The 20,940-nt window shown below is 73.1% G+C and carries 15 protein-coding genes; 9 read left to right on the top strand and 6 right to left on the bottom strand.

Features of this window, described 5'->3' with window-relative positions; translation table 11 throughout:
* Positions 1 to 46: 46 nt before the first annotated feature.
* Entirely contained in the window at positions 47 to 1,402 is a 1,356-nt protein-coding gene (locus ABD401_RS24445) for a glycoside hydrolase domain-containing protein (protein WP_344609731.1), read from the top strand.
* 24 nt (positions 1,403 to 1,426) lie between these two features.
* On the opposite strand, the gene ABD401_RS24440 is transcribed toward ABD401_RS24445, so the two are convergent.
* Positions 1,427 to 2,482: a PHP domain-containing protein gene (locus ABD401_RS24440; protein WP_344609729.1), complete on the bottom strand. Its 1,056-nt coding sequence runs from the start codon at positions 2,480 to 2,482 to the stop codon at positions 1,427 to 1,429.
* A gap of 62 nt (positions 2,483 to 2,544) precedes the next feature.
* Between ABD401_RS24440 and ABD401_RS24435 the strand changes: the two genes are divergently transcribed.
* The 5 genes from ABD401_RS24435 to fabF all read left to right on the top strand — a co-directional run bounded on the left by ABD401_RS24435 (position 2,545) and on the right by fabF (position 7,474).
* Entirely contained in the window at positions 2,545 to 3,714 is a 1,170-nt protein-coding gene (locus ABD401_RS24435) for a PucR family transcriptional regulator (RefSeq protein ID WP_344609727.1), read from the top strand.
* A gap of 201 nt (positions 3,715 to 3,915) precedes the next feature.
* A complete protein-coding gene (locus ABD401_RS24430) occupies positions 3,916 to 4,842 on the top strand; it encodes an ACP S-malonyltransferase (protein ID WP_344609725.1) in 927 nt (308 codons plus the stop codon).
* Positions 4,839 to 5,837, top strand: coding sequence for a beta-ketoacyl-ACP synthase III (locus ABD401_RS24425; RefSeq protein ID WP_344609723.1), 999 nt, complete (start codon positions 4,839 to 4,841; stop codon positions 5,835 to 5,837). Before ABD401_RS24430 ends, ABD401_RS24425 begins: the two co-directional genes overlap by 4 nt.
* Positions 5,838 to 5,942: 105 nt before the next feature.
* Positions 5,943 to 6,185 carry an acyl carrier protein gene (locus tag ABD401_RS24420; protein ID WP_019877849.1) on the top strand — a complete coding sequence of 81 codons (243 nt, stop codon included), beginning with the start codon at positions 5,943 to 5,945 and terminating at the stop codon, positions 6,183 to 6,185.
* A 47-nt stretch (positions 6,186 to 6,232) separates the two neighbouring features.
* Positions 6,233 to 7,474: a beta-ketoacyl-ACP synthase II gene (fabF, locus tag ABD401_RS24415; protein WP_344609721.1), complete on the top strand. Its 1,242-nt coding sequence runs from the start codon at positions 6,233 to 6,235 to the stop codon at positions 7,472 to 7,474.
* 116 nt (positions 7,475 to 7,590) lie between these two features.
* Here the strand turns inward: fabF and ABD401_RS24410 are convergent, their stop codons facing one another.
* The 3 genes from ABD401_RS24410 to ABD401_RS24400 all read right to left on the bottom strand — a co-directional run bounded on the left by ABD401_RS24410 (position 7,591) and on the right by ABD401_RS24400 (position 12,896).
* Complete coding sequence (locus ABD401_RS24410) at positions 7,591 to 8,091, bottom strand: DUF3145 domain-containing protein (protein ID WP_344609719.1); 501 nt, start codon at positions 8,089 to 8,091, stop codon at positions 7,591 to 7,593.
* Between the two features lie 198 nt (positions 8,092 to 8,289).
* Positions 8,290 to 10,920 (bottom strand): putative bifunctional diguanylate cyclase/phosphodiesterase, encoded by a 2,631-nt coding sequence (locus ABD401_RS24405; RefSeq protein ID WP_344609717.1) that lies wholly within the window; start codon positions 10,918 to 10,920, stop codon positions 8,290 to 8,292.
* Complete coding sequence (locus ABD401_RS24400; protein WP_344609715.1) at positions 10,917 to 12,896, bottom strand: S8 family serine peptidase; 1,980 nt, start codon at positions 12,894 to 12,896, stop codon at positions 10,917 to 10,919. Before ABD401_RS24400 ends, ABD401_RS24405 begins: the two co-directional genes overlap by 4 nt.
* Positions 12,897 to 13,174: 278 nt before the next feature.
* On the opposite strand from ABD401_RS24400, the gene ABD401_RS24395 reads away from it, so the two are divergent.
* Positions 13,175 to 13,396 carry a hypothetical protein gene (locus ABD401_RS24395; protein WP_344609713.1) on the top strand — a complete coding sequence of 74 codons (222 nt, stop codon included), beginning with the start codon at positions 13,175 to 13,177 and terminating at the stop codon, positions 13,394 to 13,396.
* Between the two features lie 41 nt (positions 13,397 to 13,437).
* A complete protein-coding gene (gene hrpA, locus ABD401_RS24390) occupies positions 13,438 to 17,418 on the top strand; it encodes an ATP-dependent RNA helicase HrpA (protein WP_344609711.1) in 3,981 nt (1,326 codons plus the stop codon).
* A gap of 139 nt (positions 17,419 to 17,557) precedes the next feature.
* On the opposite strand, the gene ABD401_RS24385 is transcribed toward hrpA, so the two are convergent.
* The gene (locus ABD401_RS24385) at positions 17,558 to 19,018 is read right to left on the bottom strand and encodes a fused MFS/spermidine synthase (RefSeq protein ID WP_344609709.1); all 1,461 of its coding nucleotides are present in this window, start codon (positions 19,016 to 19,018) and stop codon (positions 17,558 to 17,560) included.
* On the bottom strand, positions 19,015 to 20,508 hold the full coding sequence (locus ABD401_RS24380; RefSeq protein WP_344609707.1) for a DUF7059 domain-containing protein: 1,494 nt from the start codon (positions 20,506 to 20,508) through the stop codon (positions 19,015 to 19,017). The genes ABD401_RS24385 and ABD401_RS24380 overlap by 4 nt, the downstream gene beginning before the upstream one ends.
* 50 nt (positions 20,509 to 20,558) lie before the next feature.
* Between ABD401_RS24380 and ABD401_RS24375 the strand changes: the two genes are divergently transcribed.
* On the top strand, positions 20,559 to 20,870 hold the full coding sequence (locus ABD401_RS24375; protein ID WP_344609705.1) for a hypothetical protein: 312 nt from the start codon (positions 20,559 to 20,561) through the stop codon (positions 20,868 to 20,870).
* Positions 20,871 to 20,940: the final 70 nt, after the last annotated feature.

Raw genomic sequence — 20,940 nt, 5'->3', positions numbered from 1 at the left:
AGGCTGAACGGGTTCCACCCCGTCCAGCGAAAGGCACCCTGCGCCCATGTCCCGCCAGCAGCGGGTCGTCCGGACCGCCGCCGCGACTCGGCGGGACCGGGCGGTCACCGTTCTCGCCGCGCTGCTGCTTGCCGCGATGGGGCTCGCCGCCGTCCTCGTCGGGCCCCGGGCCGAGGCCGACCAGGCCCCGACGGCCGAGCCGGCGTACGCGCCGGCCGCGTCCTCCTCGCCCAACCCGGGGCCGGCCTACCCGGCCGCGGCCACCGCGACGCGGTACCGGGGACTCGCCTTCGACGTCTGCACCGCGCCCTCACGCCGGGCCTTGGAGGCCTGGCGTTCCTCCCCGTACGGCGCGGTCGGGATCTACCTGAGCGGACGCAACCGGGCCTGCGCGCAGCCGGAGCTCACGGCGGCCTGGGTGCGGGACGTCAGCGCGATGGGCTGGAAGCTGCTGCCGATCAACATGGGCCTGCAGGCGCCGTGCCGGGAGAACAAGCGCAAGAAGCCGATGAAGCCGGCCTCCGCGGCCGCGTCCGGGCGCCGGGAGGCGACGGAGGCAGTCGTCGCCGCGAAGAACCTCGGCCTGCTCCCCGGCACGCCGATCTACGCCGACATCGAGCCCTACGACTCGAGCAAGGCGCGCTGCGTGAAGGCCGTCGCGTCCTACGTGAGCGCCTGGACGCGCGAACTGCATCGCCACGGCTACCTGTCCGGGCTGTACGGCGCGCTGTCCTCCGGGCTCGCCGACGCGGCCAAGCGCTACAACTCGAAGACCGACGCCCGCCCCGACGCCGTGTGGGTCGCGCGCTGGGACCGCTCGCAGCGGCTGACCGGCTGGGCCGGGGTTCCGAACAACCGGTGGTCGACCTCGCAGCGCGTGAAGCAGTACCGCGGGGACCACGCCGAGACGCATGGCGGCGTCCGGATGGTCGTCGACTCCGACTCGGTCGACGCGCCGGTCGCCACGGTGGCGCGCACGTACCCGGTCACGAGCGTCTCGACGCTGAACTTCCGCCGCTCCCCCGGCACCTCGGCCGAGGTCGTCGGCTCCGCCGAACCCGGCGCCGAGGTCGCGGTGGTGTGCCAGGTCGCCGGCCCCGAGATCGAGGGCTCGCGGGTCTGGGACAAGCTCGTCGACGGCAGCTACGTCTCCGACGCCTACGTCGGCGGCGGAGCGCGCAAGCCGCTCCCGGCCTGCAGCTACCCGGTGCAGGTCCTGACCTCCGGCGGCGCGTTCACTCGCACCGGCCCGGCGGAGACGACGCCGACGGCCGCGAAGCTCCCGCTCGGCGCGCTGGCCTGGATCTCCTGCCGCGAGGGCACCTGGGTTCAGCTCCACAACGGTCTGTACCTGAACCGCCGGCACCTCGCGGCGTACACGGCACCGCTGCCGAACTGCTGATCCGCCCGCAGGACTGACGCTGTCTCAGGACCGGCGGCGGGTCCACTCCAGCAGGGTGTCCAGGTTCCAGGTGTTGACGATCTGATCCGGGCTCAGACCCATCTCCGTCGCGCGGACGCAACCGTGGGGCTGCCAGTCGAGCTGGCCAGGCGCGTGGGCGTCGGAGTCGATCGAGAAACGGCATCCGGCCTCGACCGCCATCGCGATCAGTCGCTTGGGCGGATCGAGCCGTTCGGGGCGGGAGTTGATCTCCACCGCCACGTCGAACCGCGCGCAGGCGGCGAAGACGAGTTCGGCGTCGAACTCCGACTCCGGGCGGCCGCCCCGTCCCCCGCGCTTGCCGTCGGGATCGCGCTTCACGATGCGGCCGGTGCAGTGGCCGAGGACGTCGACGTGCGGGTTCGCGACGGCGTTCACCATCCGCCGGGTCATCGAGTCGGCGTCCATCTTGAGCTTGGAGTGGACACTCGCGACGACGACGTCGAGCCGCGCGAGCAGATCGGCGTCCTGGTCGAGCGACCCGTCGTCGAGGATGTCGACCTCGATCCCGGTCAGCAGCCGGAACGGCGCCAGCCGCTCGTTGATCTCGGCGACCACGTCGAGCTGGCGCAGCAGGCGCTCGCGGGAGAGCCCGTTCGCAACCGTCAGCCGCGGCGAGTGGTCGGTGAGGACCAGGTACTCGTGGCCGATGACGTCCGCGGCGGTGCGGGCCATCTCCTCGATCGGGCTGCCGCCGTCCGACCAGTCGGAGTGGCTGTGCAGGTCGCCCTTGAGCGCCGCGCGGATCGCCTCTCCCCCGGGCGCGACCGACGCCGGTGACTCGGCCGCGAGCTTGCGCAGGTAGGCCGGCACGGTGCCGGCGAGCGACTCCTCGACCACGGTCGCCGTGGTGTCGCCGATGCCCTTGAGCTCCTTCAGCGTCCCGGCGGTGACGCGGGCCTCCAGCTCGCCCTCGGGCAGGTCGGCGAGCACCGCGGCGGCGTTGCGGAACGCCTTCACGCGGTGGGTCGGGGCGTGACCGCGCTCCAGCAGGAACGCGATCGAGTCCAGGTCCCCGAGCGGGTCGCGGCTCTCACTCATCCCGGAGATCTTCCCCGAGATCCACCCGAACCGCGCCGATCGTGCCGCCTAGGCTGCGGTCCATGTCGCCACCCCGGGCGAGCGCCGTCCACGCCGAGCACGAGGCGACGGTCCGGCGGGTCGAGCAGGCCGCCGGCCAGATCTCCGCGGCCGCCGTGGACGCGATGAACTCCCAGCTCCTCTGGTACCGCGAGCTGCCCGCGGAGCGGCGGTCGCTGATCGGGCTGATCGTGACCGCCGGCCTGACGTCGTTCACGAGCTGGCTGCGGGACCCCGAGGCGGGCGCGCAGCTGCCCACCGACGTCTTCGCCGCCGCGCCGCCGGAGATGGCCCGCGCGGTGTCCCTGCCGCAGACCGTCGAGCTCGTCCGGCTCACCGTCGAGGTGCTGGAGCGCCAGGTCGACGACCTCGCCGCGCCCGGCGAGGCGGACTGGCTGCGCACCGCCGTGCTCCGCTACTCCCGCGAGCTCGCGTTCGCCGCCGCGCAGGTGTACGCCACGGCCGCCGAGGCCCGCGGCGCCTGGGACGCCCGGCTGGAGGCGCTGATCGTCGACGCCGTCCTGCGCGGCGAGCCCGACGAGGCGCTGAACTCCCGCGCCGCCGCGGTGGGCTGGTCGCACCCCGGCCCGGTCACCGTCGCCGCCGGGCTCAGCCCGGACGGCGATCCGGCCGACGTCGTTCGCGCGGTCCAGCGCGCGGCCCGGCACGCCGACCTCGACGTGCTCGTCGGTGTGCAGGGCGAGCGACTGCTCGTGATCCTCGGCGGCGTCACGGACCTCCGCGCCGCCGGGCGCGCGGTCGTCGACCGCTTCGGGCCGGGCCCGGTCGTCGTCGGACCGCTGGTGCCGGACCTCGGGTCCGCGACGGGGTCCGCCGCGGCCGCACTGTCGGGGCTGCGCGCCGTCGCTGCGTGGCCCGCCGCCCCGCGCCCGGTCGAGGCCGACGACCTCCTGCCCGAGCGCGCCCTCGCCGGCGACGCCGCCGCCCGCCGCGCCCTGGTGGAGGACTTCTACGAACCGCTCGCGACCGCGGGCTCGTCGATCCTCGAGACCGTCGGGACCTTCCTCGAGCTCGCCGGGTCCCTGGAGGCCACCGCCCGGGCGTTGTTCGTCCACCCCAACACCGTCCGGTACCGGCTCCGCCGCGCTGCCGAGATCACCGGCGCCGTCCCCGGCACCGCCCGCGGCGCCTACGCCCTCCGCCTCGCCCTCACCCTCGGCCGCCTCCCCTGACCGCCAGGCGAAACAGTCAGCCCTGACGTGAAGAAGGGGTGACACCCCTTACTGCGGAGTAGGGGGTGACACCCCTTACTGCGGAGTAAGGGGTGTCACCCTTTTTCGACCGACGGTTGTAGGACGTGTACAAAGGCCCGCAAAGCGCGTTGGCCCCGGCCGCAGGGGCGCGCACCTGCCCGAAGAGCACAAGGTGGACCCATGCTGGCGATCGTCGCCCCCGGTCAGGGGGCCCAGACCCCCGGCTTCCTCGAGCCCTGGCTGGAGCTCCCCGCGTTCGCCGCGCGGCTGGGTGCCTGGTCGGAGGTCGCGCAGATCGACCTGATCGAGCTCGGCACCAAGGGTGACGCGGAGCAGATCAAGGACACCGCGGTCGCGCAGCCGCTGCTCGTCGCGGCCGGTCTGGCCTCGCTCGCCGAGCTCCTCGGCACCCCCGCCGACGCCGACCCCGTCGCGGACGCCGCAGGCGTCCTGGCCGGGCACAGCGTCGGTGAACTGACCGCGACGGCCGCGGCCGGCGTGCTGTCCGCCGAGGCCGCGATGACCTTCGTCGCCGCGCGGGGGCGCGGGATGGCCGAGGCGTCCGCGGTCACCCCGACCGGCATGACGGCCGTCCTCGGCGGCGACCGGGACGCCGTCCTCGCCAAGCTCGCCGAGCACGGGCTCACCCCCGCGAACGACAACGGCGCCGGCCAGATCGTCGCCGCCGGGACGCTGGAGCAGCTCGCCGCCCTCGCCGCGGACGGGCCGGAGAAGGCGCGGCTGATCCCGCTCTCGGTCGCCGGGGCGTTCCACACCACGCACATGGCGCCCGCGGTCGAGCAGCTCGCGGCCCTCGCCGCCGGTCTCACGCCCGCGGACCCGGTCACGAAGCTGCTCTCGAACGCCGACGGACAGGCCGTCGCGACCGGCGCCGAGGTGCTCGACCGCCTGGTCAAGCAGGTCAGTAACCCGGTGCGCTGGGACCTGTGCATGGAGTCGATGCTGAGCCTGAACGTGACGGGCATCATCGAGCTTCTGCCTGGTGGGACGCTCGTCGGCCTCGCCAAGCGCGGCATGCGCGGCGTAGCGTCCGTAGCTGTGAAGACCCCGAACGACCTGGCCGCAGCCCGGGACCTGCTTCCGTGACGGGCCCGATCCGGCCGTCCACCGGCGCCGCGCACACCCGGCTCTACAGCGTCGGGGGCTACCGGCCCGCGCGCCTGGTGACCAACGCCGAGATCTGCGAGCACATCGACTCCACCGACGAGTGGATCCGGACGCGCTCCGGCATCGCCACCCGGCGCTTCGCCGCGCCCGGCGAGACGATCCAGGACATGTCGGTGGCCGCGGGCGGGAAGGCCATCGCCGCGGCGGGCATCGCGCCCGAGCAGGTCAGCGCCGTCATCGTCGCCTCGTGCACGACGATCGTGCAGATCCCGGCGGCCGGCCCGGAGGTCGCGCACCGCCTCGGCGCGACGAACGCCGCCGCCTTCGACCTCAACATCGCCTGCGCCGGGTTCTGCCACGGCGTCGCGCTCGGCTCGGACATGATCCGCGGCGGCAGCGCGGAGTACGTCCTCGTCATCGGCACCGAGAAGTTCAGCGACGTCGTCGACCCGACCGACCGCAGCATCGCGTTCATCTTCGGCGACGGCTCGGGCGCTGCGGTGATCGGTCCGTCCGACGTCCCGGGCATCGGCCCGGTCGTCTGGGGGGCCGACGGCAGCCAGGCCTCGGCGATCGAGATGAACGCCGACTGGGTCACCAAGGCCACCGCCGGTGAGCGCGCCTTCCTCCAGATGAACGGCCAGCAGGTCTTCCGGTGGGCCGCCTACGAGATGGCCCCGGTCGCGCGTCGCGCCGTCGAGGTCGCCGGGCTGACGTTCGACGACATCGACGCGTTCATCCCCCACCAGGCCAACATGCGGATCACCGACGCGATGGTGCGGGCGCTCAAGCTGCCCTCGCACATCGCGATCGCCCGGGACATCGCCGACTCCGGCAACACCTCGGCGGCCTCGGTCCCCCTGGCGATGGAGACGATGCTCGAGCGCGGCGAGATCGCGAGCGGCGCCACCGCGCTGCTCGTCGGATTCGGCGCCGGCCTGAGCTTCGCCGCCCAGGTGGTGACCATCCCCTGATCCGGTCGCACCCCGACACGGCCCTACGCTGACCTGGTCGGCCGTGCCGGCACCGGTAGTTCCCCCAGCCCACCCGATCACCGCAGAACGACAGGAGAGCACCGCATGGCATCCGAGGACGAGATCATCGCCGGCCTGGGCGAGATCGTGAACGAGATCGTCGGCATCCCGGCGGAGGACGTGCAGCCGGACAAGGCCTTCATCGAGGACCTGGACATCGACTCGCTGTCGATGGTCGAGGTCGTCGTCGCGGCCGAGGAGCGCTTCGGCGTCAAGATCCCGGACGACGAGGTCAAGAAGCTCGTCACGGTGGGCGACGCGGTGTCCTACATCGCGTCGAACGCCTGATCGTCGTTCGCTGATCGGGTTCTGAACCGGAGAGGGTGGAGTAGCGCATGAGCACACGGACCGTCGTGGTCACCGGAGTCGGGGCGACCACGCCCCTGGGTGGCGACGCGCGGACGACGTGGTCCGCGCTGCTCGCCGGACGCTCCGGTGTCCGTTCGTTGACCGAGGAGTGGGCCGCCGACCTGCCGGTGCAGATCGCCGCGCGGGTCGCGGTCGACCCCTCCGAGGTCATGGACCGCGTCCAGGCCCGGCGCCTCGACCGCGGTGGGCAGATGGCCGTGATCGCCGCCCGCGATGCGTGGGCGGACGCGGGCGGCGACGACGTCGGCGTCGAGCCCGAGCGGCTCGGCGTCGTGGTCGCCTCCGGCATCGGCGGCATCACCACGCTGCTCTCCGCGTACGACACCCTGAACGCCAAGGGCGCGCGCTTCGTCTCGCCGCTCGCGATCCCGATGCTGATGCCGAACGGCCCGGCCGCCGCGATCGGCCTCGAGCGGACCGCGCGGGCCGGCGTGCACACGCCGGTCTCAGCCTGTGCGTCCGGCGCCGAGGCGATCGCCATGGGCGCGGACATGATCCGCACCGGCCGCGCGGACGTCGTCCTCGCCGGCGGCACCGAGGCCTGCATCCACCCGCTGCCGATGGCCGCCTTCGCCGCCATGAAGGCGATGTCGACCCGCAACGACGAGCCGGAGCGGGCCTCGCGTCCCTACGACAAGGCGCGCGACGGCTTCGTCCTCGGTGAGGGTTCCGGCGTGATCGTGCTGGAGTCCGAGGAGCACGCGCGCGCCCGCGGCGCCCGCATCTACTGCGCCGTCGCCGGCGCGGGCATGAGCTCCGACGCCCACCACATCGCACAGCCCGAGCCCGACGGCGCCGGCGTCACCCGCGCCCTGCAGTTCGCGCTCGAGAACTCCGGCATCACCGCGGCCGACCTCAAGCACGTCAACGCCCACGCGACGTCCACGCCGCTCGGTGACGTCGCCGAGATCCTCGCCCTGCGCAAGGTCCTCGGCTCCGCGCTCGACTCGGTCGCGGTCTCCGCCACCAAGTCGATGACCGGTCACCTCCTCGGCGCCGCCGGTGCCGTCGAGGGCGTCGCGACCGTCCTCGCCGTCGCGGAGCGCAAGGCCCCGCCGACGATCAACGTCGACGACCCCGACGACGACGCCGACATCGACATCGTCCGCGTCGAGCCCCGGGACCTCCCGTCCGGCCCGATCGCGGCGCTGAACAACTCCTTCGGCTTCGGCGGCCACAACATCTGCGTGGTCTTCACCTCGGTCTGAGGCCGCCGCCGTCCTGCGGGATGACGTCCCGCAGCACCGCCCTGTCAGCCCGCAGCCGGGCTGACACCCCCACCCTGCGGGACGTCATCCCGCAGGGGTCAGCCGACCGGCAGGGGTCAGCCGACCTGGTGCAGCCAGCGGACGGGGGCGCCGTCGCCGGCGTAGCGGAAGGGCTCGAGCTCGTCGTCCCAGGGCTGACCCAGCATCAGGTCGATCTCGTCGGCGAGGTCGCAGTCCTCGGTCTCGCGGGCACGGTTCATCGCGGCGCGGAGCCGGTCCTCGGGGATCATGATGTCCCCGTGCACGCCGATGACGGCGTGGAACATGCCCAGGCTCGGGGTGCAGCTGTAGCGCGCACCCTCGTGGCCGGCCACGGGCTCCTCGGTCACCTCGTAGCGCAGCTGATTCCAGCCACGCAGCGCGGAGGCCAGGGCGGCCCCGGTACCGCGCTCTCCCTGCCAGGACAGCTCGGCTCGCCACTGCGACGGCGCGGCCGGTTGCGGCGTCCAGTCGAAGTTCACCGAGACGCCGAGAACTCCCGCCACGGCCCATTCGACGTGCGGGCACATGGCGGACTGAGCGGAGTGGATGTACAGCACTCCACGAGTGGTCGTCACGTGTTTCCTCCTGGCTGGACTCGGCTCGAGATACGCCTTCCCCTGCGGTCTCGACGTGCCAGTTCGGGAAGAACAGATGACGCCGATGTCATTTTGCCTGACATCGGGACCAAGATCGCAACTCCCCCGCGGCGTGTCGGCCGGTGGATGTCGCGAATTCCCAGGTGAGCGACCGGGTCAGCCCCGTGAAAAGACGTACTAGGCCGCCGCGTGCGAGCGGGGACGACGACCGCCGGGGAGCAGCGGGCGGGGCCCGTTCAGGTCCTCGTTGTAGCGGTCGAGCCAGGCCGGGAACTCGGACGCCGGCATCGGGCGCGAGATGTGGTAGCCCTGCGCCTGGCCGACGCCGAGCTCCTGGAGCCGGCCAAAGGTCTCCTGGTCCTCCACACCCTCGGCGACGGTCTGCATGCCGATGTTGCGGGCGAGGTCGGCGACCGACCGGACGATCATGAGCACGCGCGGGTCGGTCTCGATGCGCGAGGTGAACTCGCGGTCGATCTTGATCTCGTTGACCGGCAGGCGGCGCAGGTACGCCAGCGACGAGTAGCCGGTGCCGAAGTCGTCGATCGAGAGCCGGACGCCGAGCGCGTTCAGCCGGACCAGGACGTCGAGCGCCTGCGGGCTGTCGGCCATCAGGGAGGTCTCGGTGATCTCCAGCGTCAGCAGGTGCGCGGGGACGTCGTGCCGGGCGAGCACCGCGGAGACGGTCTCGGCGAACGAGGTGTCGCGCAGGCTGCGCGGCGAGACGTTCACCGCGACGCCGGCCTGGATGCCGCGCCGCAGCCACGCCGAGCACGCGGAGAGGGAGGAGTCGAGCATCGCCTCGGTCAGCGCGCCGATCATGCCGTTGGCCTCGGCGACGGGCAGGAACTCGTGCGGGCCACGGACACCGTCCGCGTGCCGCCAGCGGGCCAGGGCCTCGACACCGACGATCGAGCCGTCGACCAGCGAGGCCTTGGGCTGGACCCAGGCCTCGATGCCGCCGTCCTTGATCGCGGAGCGGAGCTCGCCGACCAGCGCCAGCCGGCTCGGGTTGGCGGCCTCCTGCAGGCCCTCGTCGTAGAAGCGGACGCCGCCGCCGTTGGCCTTGGCCGCGTACATCGCGACGTCGGCGCGCTTGAGCAGGCCGGACACGTCCTCGCCGTGCAGCGGGGCCATCGCGACACCGATCGAGGCGGAGACCTCGACCGAGACACCGTCCAGACGCATCGGGGCCGAGAGCGAGTCGACCATGGCCTGCGCCAGCGCGGAGGCCTCGTCCGGGCCGGCGACGTCGGTGAGCAGAACCGCGAACTCGTCACCGCCGAGCCGGGCGACCAGCGTCCGGCCCGATCCTTCAGAGCCCTCGGCGACCTCGACGAACTGGCGCGCGACGTCCCGGAGAAGTTGGTCGCCGTGCTGGTGGCCGAGGGTGTCGTTGACCTCCTTGAAGCCGTTGAGGTCGCTGATCATCACCGCGCAGCCGACCGAGGTGCCGAGGCGGACGGCCGCGATCGCGGCGTCGAGCTCCTGCTGCAGCAGGTGGCGGTTGGGCAGGCCGGTCAGGGTGTCGTGGTGCGCCTCGTGCGAGAGGCGGGCGATCAGCGAGCCGGACTTCAGCGCGACACCGGCGTGGTTCGCGACGGTCTCCAGCAGGCGGACGTCGCCGGCGTCGAAGCCGCGGACCTCGCCGAGGCGGTTGCCGACCGAGAGCGTGCCGACGATGACGCCGTCCATGTGCAGCGGGACGACGATGGCCTCGCGCAGGCCGTGCTCGGCCAGGTACTCCTTCTCGGCCGCGTCCTTGGTGGTGCGGGCGAGCAGGACCGAGCGGCGCTCGCGGCGCACGCGCGCCACGACCGGGTCGGCGTCGACGACGGTGTGCCCGACCTCGGCGACGGCCTCCTTGTGGACGCCGTCGGGCAGCAGGCTCATCCGGGCCGGGGCCAGGGCGCCCGGGAAGTCGAAGGACAGGAACTCGGCGCGGTCGCTGCGCAGCAGCTGACGGGCCTGGGCCAGGACCGAGCGCAGGACGGTGTCGACGTCGTGCGCGCCGGAGACGACCTCGGAGAAGTGGTACAGCTGCTCGAGGCTCTCGTGGCGCTCCCGCAGCGAGGCGTAGGCGCGGTACCCGAGCAGCAGCAGGGCACCGGCGGCCTCGACGAGGAACGCGCTGCGGACGTCGTAGGTGACCGCGGTGGCGGCGACCAGGCCGACGGTGCCGACGGCGGCGGCCAGGGTGCCGGCGCTCGCGACCTCGCGGGCCATGCGGGAGATCTTGATGCGGCCCTCGTAGCAGGCGATCGCCATCGTGGTGATCGTCGCGTCGAACGACCCGGCGGCGACCAGCGCGGCGAAGGCGGCGGCCCACGCCTGGGGACCGGCCTCCTGGCCGTTGAAGGCCAGCGACCAGATCGTCAGGGCCAGCGCGCCGGAGGCGAAGACCAGGGCGGTGTTGAACGCGACCTTGATCGGGGCCTGGCGGCGGTGGAAGACGAAGATGAGCAGCGAACCGACGACGCGGCCGACGAGCAGGCCCTCCGGACCGGCCATGAACAGGCCGACGACCAGCGGGATCTCCGAGAGCGAGACCGTCTGCGCCTCACGCCGGATCTGGATGTGCAGCACGACCATCTCGGCGACGGCGAACATCAGGACCATCGCCCACCACGGCAGGTGGGTCGGGCCGGGCGCCTTGTTCTCCAGCGCCGGCGTCCACATCAGCATCGCGGTGCCGGCGGCGACCAGGAAGACGATGAGGCCGAGGATCCGTGTCCCCCGGGCGGTCAGCAGAGCCACCAGACCACGGCGCGAGGCGCCCTTGCGGTCCATTGCCCTGCTTCCGCTCACTGCCAGTCTCCTCCGGCGAAGTCCGTACCTGCCCAGGTACGCCCAGCCCATGAGACGCCGGCCCAGGTGCGTCCGTTCCACGTTCCACCGGCCCAAGTCCGGCCATTCCAGGACCCATCCGCCCAAGTCCGGCCGGCCCAGGTCCGTCCGGCCCAGGTGCGACCCAGCCATTCGGTGGATGCCCAGGTGCGCCCGGCCCAGGTCCGTCCGGCCCACGTGGAGCCGTTCCAGGTGCCCCCGTTCCAGGCGCTGCCCGCGGCGGCAGCCTTCGCGTGGGCGGCGGAGTTGAACGGTTTGCCGAAGATGTCCTTCTCGCCGGTCAGCAGCTTCCCGTCGAGCTCGAGGTGATCCTTGCCACGTGCGCCCTCGAGCGTCCCAGTGCCCTTGGCCCGCGGGGCGGCGAGCTGGCCGTTCAGCAGGCCGTTGAGCAGCCCGGCGGCCGGCTCGATGAGGTTGCCGACCAGCGGCGGGGAGGTCAGCGCCGCGACGAGGGCCGGGACGCCGAGCTGCAGCAGCCCGTGGCCCTGGGCCCGCGGGTCCGCGACGACCAGGCCGAGGCCGAGCGTCGCCGTGAGCAGCTTGACCTGCTCGGGGGTGAGGTTCGGGCGGGCGGAGATCAGTGCCGCGATCGCGCCGGACGCGACCGCCGCCGCCTGCGAGGTGCCGCTGCCCCGGAAGAAGCGGCCGGCGAAGGCGCCCTTCTCCCCGTAGGCGGTGTCGATGTACGAGCCGGGGACGCGCAGGCTCTGCACGCTCTTGCCGGGGGCCACGATGTCGGGGTTGCGCTTGCTGTCCCCGCGCGAGGAGAACTCCGGGATCGTGTCGTCCAGCGTCGACATCGTTCCCTTGGTGTCGTCCGCACCGACGGCGAGGATGTGCGGGTTGCGCGCCGGGTTCGTCAGGCGGCCGTCGGCGAAGCCGGAGTTGCCGGCCGAGACCACGACGACGATACCCTTGCGCCAGGCGACCTCGACCGCGTGGGAGAGCGGGTCGACGACGTAGTCCTGCGTCCCGTCCGTGCCGAAGCTCAGGTTGAGGACCCGGATGTTCATCCCGGGGTCCTTCGCGTGCTGCACGACCCAGTCGATCGCCGCGAGGATCTGCGAGACGTCGGTCGCGCCGTGCGCGTCGGCCGCCTTGACGCTGATGATCCGGGCGTCCGGCGCCATGCCCGCGAAGCCCTCGCAGGAGCCCGACTTCTTGGTGTCGACGCCCGCGTCCTTGCCGGCGATGATCCCGGCCATGTGGGTGCCGTGGCCGAAGGTGTCCAGGTAGCGGGTGCTCGGGTTCTGCGACTCGGGCGTCAGGTCCGGGCCGTGGATCACCTTCCCGGGCGCGTTCAGCCCGGCGACCGGCGCGACACCTGAGTCGATCAGCGCGACGTCGACGCCCTTGCCCGTCCCGCCCTGCTTCCACATCGGCCGGACCCCGACGAGCTTCGCGATGTTGCACAGCGAGTTCGGGTCCGCCGCGGCGTCGTAGGCCTGCCCCGCTCCCCCGTCGTGCGTCGGACCGCCGGCCGGGGAGTTCCTCGGCTTGGTCGTGGTGTTGGTCGGCGTCTTCGGCTGCTTGGCCGGGGACTTGGTCGAGCCGCTGCTCTTCTTCGGGTTGGTCTTCGCCGAAGTGGGCGCCGGGGTCGTGGCGGGGGCCGGCGCGGGGACGTCGACGTCCGGGGTCAGGGCAGCGACGCGCCCGTCGGCGGCGAGGGCGGTGGCGGCGTCGGAGTCGAGGCGCACGGCGGCGCCGTCGAGGGAGTCGAACTCGCCGGTGACGGTCCCGCCCGCGGCACGGACGTCCCGCAGCACGTCGTCCAACTCGCCGGACTGGGCGCGCAGGACGTAGTCGCCGGCCGGGAGCCGTTCGGGCTCCGCGGACGGGGAGAGCGCCACGACGGCGGCCGCGAGCACGGCGATCCCGGACAGCCCGGCGACGAGGACGGACGGCCGCGGACCGGTTCTGCGGGCCCTGCGCGCCATTGCCGTGCCTCCCCTGGTGCGTCCGCCGGGCAAGGAGGACACCGGGGGGATCGGCCCGCCGGGCGGCCGACTTGAGCGCCGAGCGCGACTCAACCTGAGAAATGTTTCGGACCGTGACCGATCAGTGCGGCACAGATCACACCGAATTCATCTGCGGGGAACGGAATCGCCACACCGGTCGACGACCGTTGCAGTCAGAGGTGGTGCGTCACCTCGCACCGGCAAGGCTTCACCATCCCGACCGCAGGGGCGGCCATCCCGCCCGGAGGGGAAACCGCGTGCTCCCGACCTCACGAACGTCGCTCGGCTCGATCGTCGCGCTCGTCGCCGACGCGTCGTTGTCCGTCCTGTCCGAGCGCGTCCACCGCGGGTCGCTCACCAACGCCCGGCTCGCCCTCGACGAGCGCCAGACCGCCGACCTCGCCACCCAGGCCGTCCTGCGCCAGCTCGCCCGCCGCCCGGCCCCCGCCGCCGCCCCGAAAGCGCAGTACGGCACCTGAATTTTGCTTCCGGGGGTGCCGTGGTGCACTTTCGGGAGTAAATGGCCCGCCAGACACCCCTCGATCCCGAGACCCGAGCGCAGCTCCGCGCGCTGCGGGAGCAGCTGGACACCCTGACGCTGCGGGACGCGCACCGGCTCGGGCGCCGGCTGGAGGCGCTGCGCCGACGGACGGAGCCGGCGGCGCTGGCCAAGCTGGCGGACGACGTCGCGACCGCCGCGGTGCGGGCCGAGCTGCGGGCGACGGCGCGGCCGGAGATCACGTACCCCGAAGAGCTGCCGATCAGCGCGCGGCGGGACGAGATCGCCGCGGCGATCCGCGACTCCCAGGTCGTCGTCGTGGCCGGCGAGACCGGGTCGGGCAAGACGACGCAGCTGCCGAAGATCTGCCTCGAACTCGGCCGGGGCGTCCGCGGGCTGATCGGGCACACCCAGCCGCGGCGGCTGGCGGCGCGGACCGTGGCCGACCGGATCGCGGACGAGCTCGGCACGAACCTCGGCGAGGCGGTCGGCTATCAGATCCGCTTCACCGACCGGGTCGGCGAGAACACGCTCGTGAAGCTGATGACCGACGGCATCCTGCTCGCCGAGATCCAGCGCGACCGCCGACTGCTGGGCTACGACACCCTGATCATCGACGAGGCGCACGAGCGCAGCCTCAACATCGACTTCATCCTCGGCTACCTGCGTCAGCTGATGCCGGCGCGGCCGGACCTGAAGATCGTCATCACCTCGGCGACGATCGACCCGGAGCGCTTCGCGCGGCACTTCGCCTCTCCCGGCGGCCGGCCGGCGCCGATCGTCGAGGTGTCCGGCCGGACGTACCCGGTCGAGGTCCGCTACCGCCCGCTGGTCTCGGACACCGAGAACGAGCGCCGCGACGACCGGGTGGAGCCGCACGACATGCCCGCCGGGGTCTGCGACGCGGTCGAGGAGCTCTTCCGCGAGGGGCCGGGCGACGTCCTGGTCTTCCTCTCCGGCGAACGCGAGATCCGCGACACCGCCGACGCCCTGCGCGGCCGGCTCCGACCTGACGCCCGATCAGGTCTGCCGGTCGAGATCCTGCCGCTGTACGCACGCCTCTCCAACGCGGACCAGCACCGGGTGTTCGCGCCGCACTCCGGGCGCCGCGTCGTGCTCGCGACGAACGTGGCCGAGACCTCGCTGACGGTGCCGGGGATCCGGTACGTCGTCGACGCCGGCACCGCGCGCATCTCCCGGTACAGCACCCGGCGCAAGGTGCAGCGACTCCCGATCGAGGCGGTCTCCCAGGCCTCGGCCAACCAGCGCGCGGGCCGGTGCGGTCGCGTCGCCGAGGGCATCTGCATCCGGCTGTACTCGGAGGAGGACTACCTCGGGCGGCCCGAGTTCACCGAGCCGGAGATCCTGCGGACGAACCTGGCGAGCGTCATCCTGCAGATGACGGCGATCGGCCTCGGTGACGTCGCGGCGTTCCCGTTCGTCGACCCGCCGGACCGGCGGAGCGTCGCGGACGGCGTCGCACTGCTGGAGGAGCTCGGGGCACTGACGCCCGACGGCGCGCTGACGCCGGTCGGGCGCAAGCTGGCGCAGCTGCCGGTGGACCCGCGCATCGGGCGCATGATTCTCGAGGCCGACCGCTACGGCGTCCTGCGTGAGGTCATCATCATCGCGGCGGCGTTGTCGATCCAGGATCCGCGTGAGCGTCCGGTCGAGGCCCAGGAGGCCGCGCGCGCCAAGCATGCGCGCTTCAATGACCCAACGTCAGATTTTTTGGTGTACCTCAATCTCTGGACGTACCTGCGTGAGCAGCAGCGGGAACTGTCCTCGGCGAAGTTCCGCAAGTTGTGCACCGCCGACTACCTGCACTACCTCCGCGTCCGCGAGTGGCAGGACCTCGTCGCGCAGCTGCGTGAGGTGGCCGGCCAGATCGGGCTGCGGTGGAACAGCAACCCCGGCGACCCGCAGAAGGTCCACCTCGCGCTGCTGACCGGCCTGCTGACACAGATCGGGAACCAGGACGTCGACGGCGCCAAGGGCTCGTACCGGGAGTTCGTCGGCACCCGCAACACACGCTTCTCGGTCTTCCCGGGGTCGGCGCTGGCGAAGAAGCCACCGAAGTGGGTGATGGCGGCCGAGCTCGTCGAGACCTCGCGGCTGTTCGCCCGCACGGTGGCGAGGATCGAGCCCGAGTGGGTCGAGCCGCTCGCGGAGCACCTCGTCAAGCGGAACTACTCCGAGCCGCACTGGGAGCGCAAGCGCGGCGCCGTCGTCGCCTACGAGCGCGTGACGCTGCACGGGCTGACGCTGGTGGCCGGGCGCAAGGTCGACTACGCGCGCATCGACCCCGGCCTGTGCCGCGAGCTGTTCATCCGCAACGCGCTGGTCGAGGGCGACTGGGAGACCCACCACAAGTTCTTCGCCCACAACCAGGCGCTGCGGGAGGCCGTCGAGGAGCTCGAGCACCGGTCGCGGCGGCGTGGCCTGGTCGTCGACGACGAGACACTCTTCGCCTTCTACGACGCCCGGATCCCCGCGGACGTCGTCTCGGCCCGGCACTTCGACACGTGGTGGAAGAAGACGCGACGCACCCAGCCGAACCTGCTCGACGCGGACCCCGAGCTTCTCCTCTCCGACCGCGGGACCGAGGTCTCGCGCGACGACTACCCCGACACCTGGACCGCGCGCACCGCCGCCGGCCCCGAGACCTTCGCGCTGAGCTACCAGTTCGAGCCGGGCACCGACGCGGACGGCGTCACGGTGCACATCCCGCTCTCGGTGCTGAACCGCGTCTCCCCCGTCGGGTTCGACTGGCAGGTGCCGGGCCTGCGCCCCGAACTCGTGACGGCGCTGATCCGTTCGCTGCCCAAGCCGATCCGGCGCAGCTTCGTCCCGGCGCCCGACCACGCCGCGGCCGTCCTGCCGCGGCTCGACCCGAACGCCGGGGAGCCGATCACCACCGCGCTGGAGCGCGAGCTCGGCGCGCGCAACGGCGTCCCGATCGACCCCGAGGACTGGGACTGGGAGCGGGTCCCGCCGCACCTGCGCATGACCTTCCGCGTCGAGGACGAGCGCGGCCGGACGCTCGGCGAGGGCAAGGACCTGGCCGAGCTCGCGGCGAAGCTCGCACCGACGGTCGCGTCGATGGTGGCCGCCGGCGCCGCGGCGCTCGAACGGCCGGCGCTCGGCGGGTGGCCGGATCTGCCCGAGGGCGCGGTGCCGGAGACGTACTCCCGCGTCCAGGACGGCCGCGTGGTCGAGGGGTACCCCGCGCTCGTCGACGAGAACGGCACCGCCGCGCTCCGGGTGCTGCCGGACGCTCACGCCGCCCGCGCCGCGATGGCCGGTGGGGTGCGGCGGCTGTTGCTCACCGAGGTCAGCCCACCGGTGAAGGCCGTCCTCGGCCGGCTGCCGAATCGGGCCAAGCTCGCGCTCGCGGCCGCTCCGCACGAGAACGGGTCCGCCCTGTTCGCCGACTGCGCCGACGCCGCGGTGGACGCGATCGTCGCGGCCTCCGGTGGCCCGGTGCGCGACGCCGCCGCGTACGCCGCGCTGCTCGCGGCCGTGCGCGCCGAACTGCCGGCGCGGTTCGAAGCGGTCGTCGGGCAGGTCGTCACGATTCTGACGGTCGCTCAGGAGGTCGACGCCGCCCTCGCCCGGGCCGGCGACTCCCCCGCCGTCCTCGACATGCGCACGCAGTACACCGGGCTGCTCCACCCCGGCTTCGTCGCCGAGGCCGGGGCCGACCGGCTCCCCCACGTCGCGCGCTACCTGCGCGGCATCGGCCGCCGGCTCGACAAGCTGAACGAGAACCCCGAGCGCGACGCGGCCCGGATGGCCCAGGTCGCGCAGCTCTCCCGCGAGTACACCGACCTCGTCGCCGCCCTCCCGGCCGCCCGGCGGTCCGACCCCGATGTCGTCGCGATCCGCTGGATGCTCGAAGAGCTCCGGGTCAGCCTGTTCGCCCAGACCCTCGGCACCGCCCACCCGGTCTCCGAGAAACGCATCCTCACCGCCATGGACGCCGCCGAGTCCGCGGGATGACGTCCCGCAGGGGCGCCCTGTCAGCCCGCACAAGGGCCGACACCCCACCGCTGCGGGATGACGTCCCGCAGAGGCCCCCTGTCAGCCCGCACAAGGGCCGACACCCCACCGCTGCGGGACGTCATCCCGCAGAGCGGGGTCAGCCGGCGGGAACGGTGATGAGCTGGTCGACGGGGGCGAAGTCGTCGCGGAGGATCCTGGCGTCGCGGGCGAACTCGGTGACGTCGGGGCCGGTGCGGACGACGAACTGCCGGACGTTGTTCTCGATCGCGGCGGCGAACGCCGGGAGCGGGCCGTCGGAGGCGACGATCACGAGGTTGCCGCCGCCGGTGGAGTCGAAGACCGCCGGGTAGGACACCAGCGCGACGTTGCGGAACACCGAGGCGACGGTGGCGACCTCGGCCCGGGCGAAGTCGGACGGCCAGTAGTCGATGACGTTCACCAGGTACAGCCCGTCGGGGCCGACGACGCGGCGGGCGTCCTCCACGACCTCACGGGTCGTCAGGTGCCACGGGACGGCGATGCCGCCGAAAGCGTCCATCACGACGGCGTCCCAGGAGTCGTCCGGCTGGCCGGCGAGCGCCTTCCGGCCGTCGCGGATCGCGACCTCGATGCCGTCCCCCGTGACGAGCCCGAGCTGCTTGCGGTCGATGTCGATGACGCCGGAGTCGATCTCGACGATGAGGTTGGCACTGCCCGGCCGGGTGGCGTCGACGTACCGCGGCAGGGTCGCGCCGCCACCGCCGATGTGCAGCGCGCGCACCGGCTCCCCCGGGGGGCGTAGGGCGTCGAACACGGCGCCGAACGTGCGGATGTAGGGGAACTCCAGGTGCGTCGGATCGGCGAGGTCGACGTAGGAGTGGCGCAGCGTGTCGAGCTGCAGGACCCGGCCGGTCGGCCGCGTCGGGTCGGTCAGGACCTTCGCGCAGTGGTACGCGGTCTCGGTGTCGCACGGCTGCGGGGCGATCACGAACGCGCCCGCGCCGATCACCGCCGCGCTGGTACCGCTCGCGGCCGCGGCCTTGAGCTGGTGGCGCGCGGCCACACCGACGCCGAGCACGATCAGCCCGATGCCGAGGGCGTAGAAGATCCGCGACGTCGGGGCCGAGGAGACCAGCAGGAACCCGGTGGCGAAGGTGCCGACCAGCGCGCCGACCGTCCCCGTCCCGGAGAGCATGCCGACGACCGAGCCCGTCTTCTCCAGCGAGCCGAGCTGGGTCTTCACGACCATCGGGGTCACCGCCGAGAGCAACGCCGCCGGGAACAGTACGGCGATCGCCGCCATCGTGAGTACGGCCCCGTCGTCGTTGCCGGAGATCGCCTCGCCGGTCGCGCGGATGGCCGGGACGATCAGCATCGTCAGGCCGCCGGCGGCGATGAGAACGGGTCCGATCATCCGGCGCGGGTCCCAGCGGTCGGCCGCGACGCCGCCGAGCCAGGAGCCGAGCGCGATCGCCGCGAGGGCGAATCCGATGACGGCGGTGCTCACCTCGAGCGTGATGCCGGCGTAGGGCGCAACCAGGCGGAGGCTGAGGATCTCCAGGACCAGGACCGCGGCCGAGCTGAGAAAGACGAGGACGCCCCCGAGGAGCGGGCTCACCGGCGGACCTCCCCCGAGAACAGGCCACCGGGCGCGAGGAAGCCCTGCCCGACCAGGTCGCGGATCTGCGGCAGCAGCCGGGTCCGCATCGCGTCCTCCGGTTCGTCGAGCAGGGTGGCGACGGCGTCGACCAGCACGCCCGCGGGGGCCTGCCCGGTGCACGCGCCGACCAGGGCGGCGGTCGCGGTGTCGACCTGCACGGCGCGGCGCAGACCGTGGGCCTGCCGGAGCACCACGTGCTGGGGGTCCTCGGCGCCCGGGTCGCCGATCAGTTCCTGCGTCACGTCGTCCGCGACGATCAGACGGGCCATCAGCAACGCGGCGTCGTCGCGGGTGCGCAGCCAGGCGACGCGGTCGAAAGCGTCGGCGACGTGCGGCCCGAGCGGAGCCTCGACGGCGTGCGGCCAGTCCTCGACCCGGTGGGTGCCGGTCCCTTCGGTGCGGCGCAGGCAGATCCAGCCGAAGCCGATGCCCTCGACCTGCTCCGTCTCCAGCGCACCGAGCCAGGCGTCGTAGCGGTCGCGGTAGTCCGGGCCGGCGACGTCGCCGGCGTCGTGCAGCCAGAGCGAGACATAGGCGGCGGGATCGAGGATCTCGCGCTGCAGCGCCCAGGCGTCGCAGTTGCCCGGCAACCAGCCGGCGACACGTTCGCGCCAGTCCTCACCGCGGCGGTGGACCCAGTTCGCGAGGACCTGGCACCAGCCACCCTCGGACAGGTAGCCGGGCGCCGCGCCGACGAGCCGCCGGCACAGCTCGTCGCCCGCGAGCCCGCCGTCGCGGTACGTCCGCCGGCCGTCGCCGGCCCCGATGACGAAGGGCGGGTTGGAGACGATCAGGTCGAAGCTGTCCCCGGCGACCGGGTCGAACAGCCCGCCCTCGCGCAGGTCCACCGTGACCCCGGACAGCCCCGCCGACAGCGCCGCCAGCTGCAGCGCGCGCGGGAGGACGTCGGTCCCGACGACCGACCGCGCGTGCCGGGTCAGGTGCAGGGCCTGAACACCGCAACCGGTGCCCAGATCCAATGCCCGCTCGACAGGGTGACGAACCGTCAGCTCAGCGAGGGAGACCGATGCCCCGCCGACGCCGAGCACGTGGTCGGCCGGGACCGGCCGGACGTTCCCGTCCAGCCCGGAGCCGAGGTCGGAGACGACGTAGAACCCTTCGTCGTGCGGGCGCGCGTCGAGCAGGGCGCGGACCTCGTCGCCCGAGGTCTCGACGAGCCCGAGCCGGGTCGCGGCGTCCAGCGGCAGCGGGAGGTCGGCGGCCGCGACGGTGTCCTGGAGCAGGAAGAGCCGGACGAGCGCCGCCAGCGGCGAGCCGGCCGCGCGGGCGGCGCGCCGGGCGGGCACGGTCTCGTGGCGGGCCAGGGCCAGCTCGGCGACGTGGCCGAGCAGGTCGGAGACGCCGTCGGTGGTGTAGTCGGCCGCGGCGAACGTCTCCCGGATCCGGTCGATGTCCTGCGCGGTCTGGGGGTCGTTCAGCGCGATCACGCGACCATCTTGGTCCCCCGCACCCGGGCTCCGGCTGGCAGGATGAGCTCGTGAGCTCCAAGGACGAGATCGACCGACTGATCGCCGAGGCGGACGCCGCTCTCGGGCGTCCGGCCGCGTCTCCCCCGGCGCGGTCCCGGCGGGAACCGGCGCCGGTCGCCGACGCCGCCGTCGAACGTCCGCCGGGCCGGTTCGAGACGTCGCTGAAGGTCTCCGCCGTCTCCGGCGGGGTCGCGGCCGCGCTGGTGTTCGCGACGTTCGCGGTGCTGCCGTTCCTCGGCGCGTTCTCCGGTGCCGCCGGGGCGTTCGTCGCGACGTTCGCGATCGTCCTCGGGCAGCGTCTGTTCCGCCGGAAGACGTGAGCGCGGCGCCCTAGGACTCTCCTGAACAAAGCCGTTCTCGCGGTCTATTCGGAGCGCGGGCGACGCGCCG

The sequence above is a fragment of the Sporichthya brevicatena genome, assembly GCF_039525035.1.
Taxonomy (GTDB): Bacteria; Actinomycetota; Actinomycetes; order Sporichthyales; family Sporichthyaceae; genus Sporichthya; species Sporichthya brevicatena.
The sequence above is the reverse complement of the archived record's forward strand: the minus strand, read 5'-3'. Positions and strand labels throughout refer to the sequence as shown.

Excerpts from the sequence above, each read along its gene's own strand:
- ABD401_RS24445 (WP_344609731.1), top strand. The coding sequence starts at position 47 with ATGTCCCGCCAGCAGCGGGTCGTCCGGACCGCCGCCGCGACTCGGCGG.
- ABD401_RS24440 (WP_344609729.1), bottom strand. The coding sequence starts at position 2,482 with ATGAGTGAGAGCCGCGACCCGCTCGGGGACCTGGACTCGATCGCGTTC.
- ABD401_RS24435 (WP_344609727.1), top strand. The coding sequence starts at position 2,545 with ATGTCGCCACCCCGGGCGAGCGCCGTCCACGCCGAGCACGAGGCGACG.
- ABD401_RS24430 (WP_344609725.1), top strand. The coding sequence starts at position 3,916 with ATGCTGGCGATCGTCGCCCCCGGTCAGGGGGCCCAGACCCCCGGCTTC.
- ABD401_RS24420 (WP_019877849.1), top strand. The coding sequence starts at position 5,943 with ATGGCATCCGAGGACGAGATCATCGCCGGCCTGGGCGAGATCGTGAAC.
- fabF (WP_344609721.1), top strand. The coding sequence starts at position 6,233 with ATGAGCACACGGACCGTCGTGGTCACCGGAGTCGGGGCGACCACGCCC.
- ABD401_RS24400 (WP_344609715.1), bottom strand. The coding sequence starts at position 12,896 with ATGGCGCGCAGGGCCCGCAGAACCGGTCCGCGGCCGTCCGTCCTCGTC.
- hrpA (WP_344609711.1), top strand. The coding sequence starts at position 13,438 with ATGGCCCGCCAGACACCCCTCGATCCCGAGACCCGAGCGCAGCTCCGC.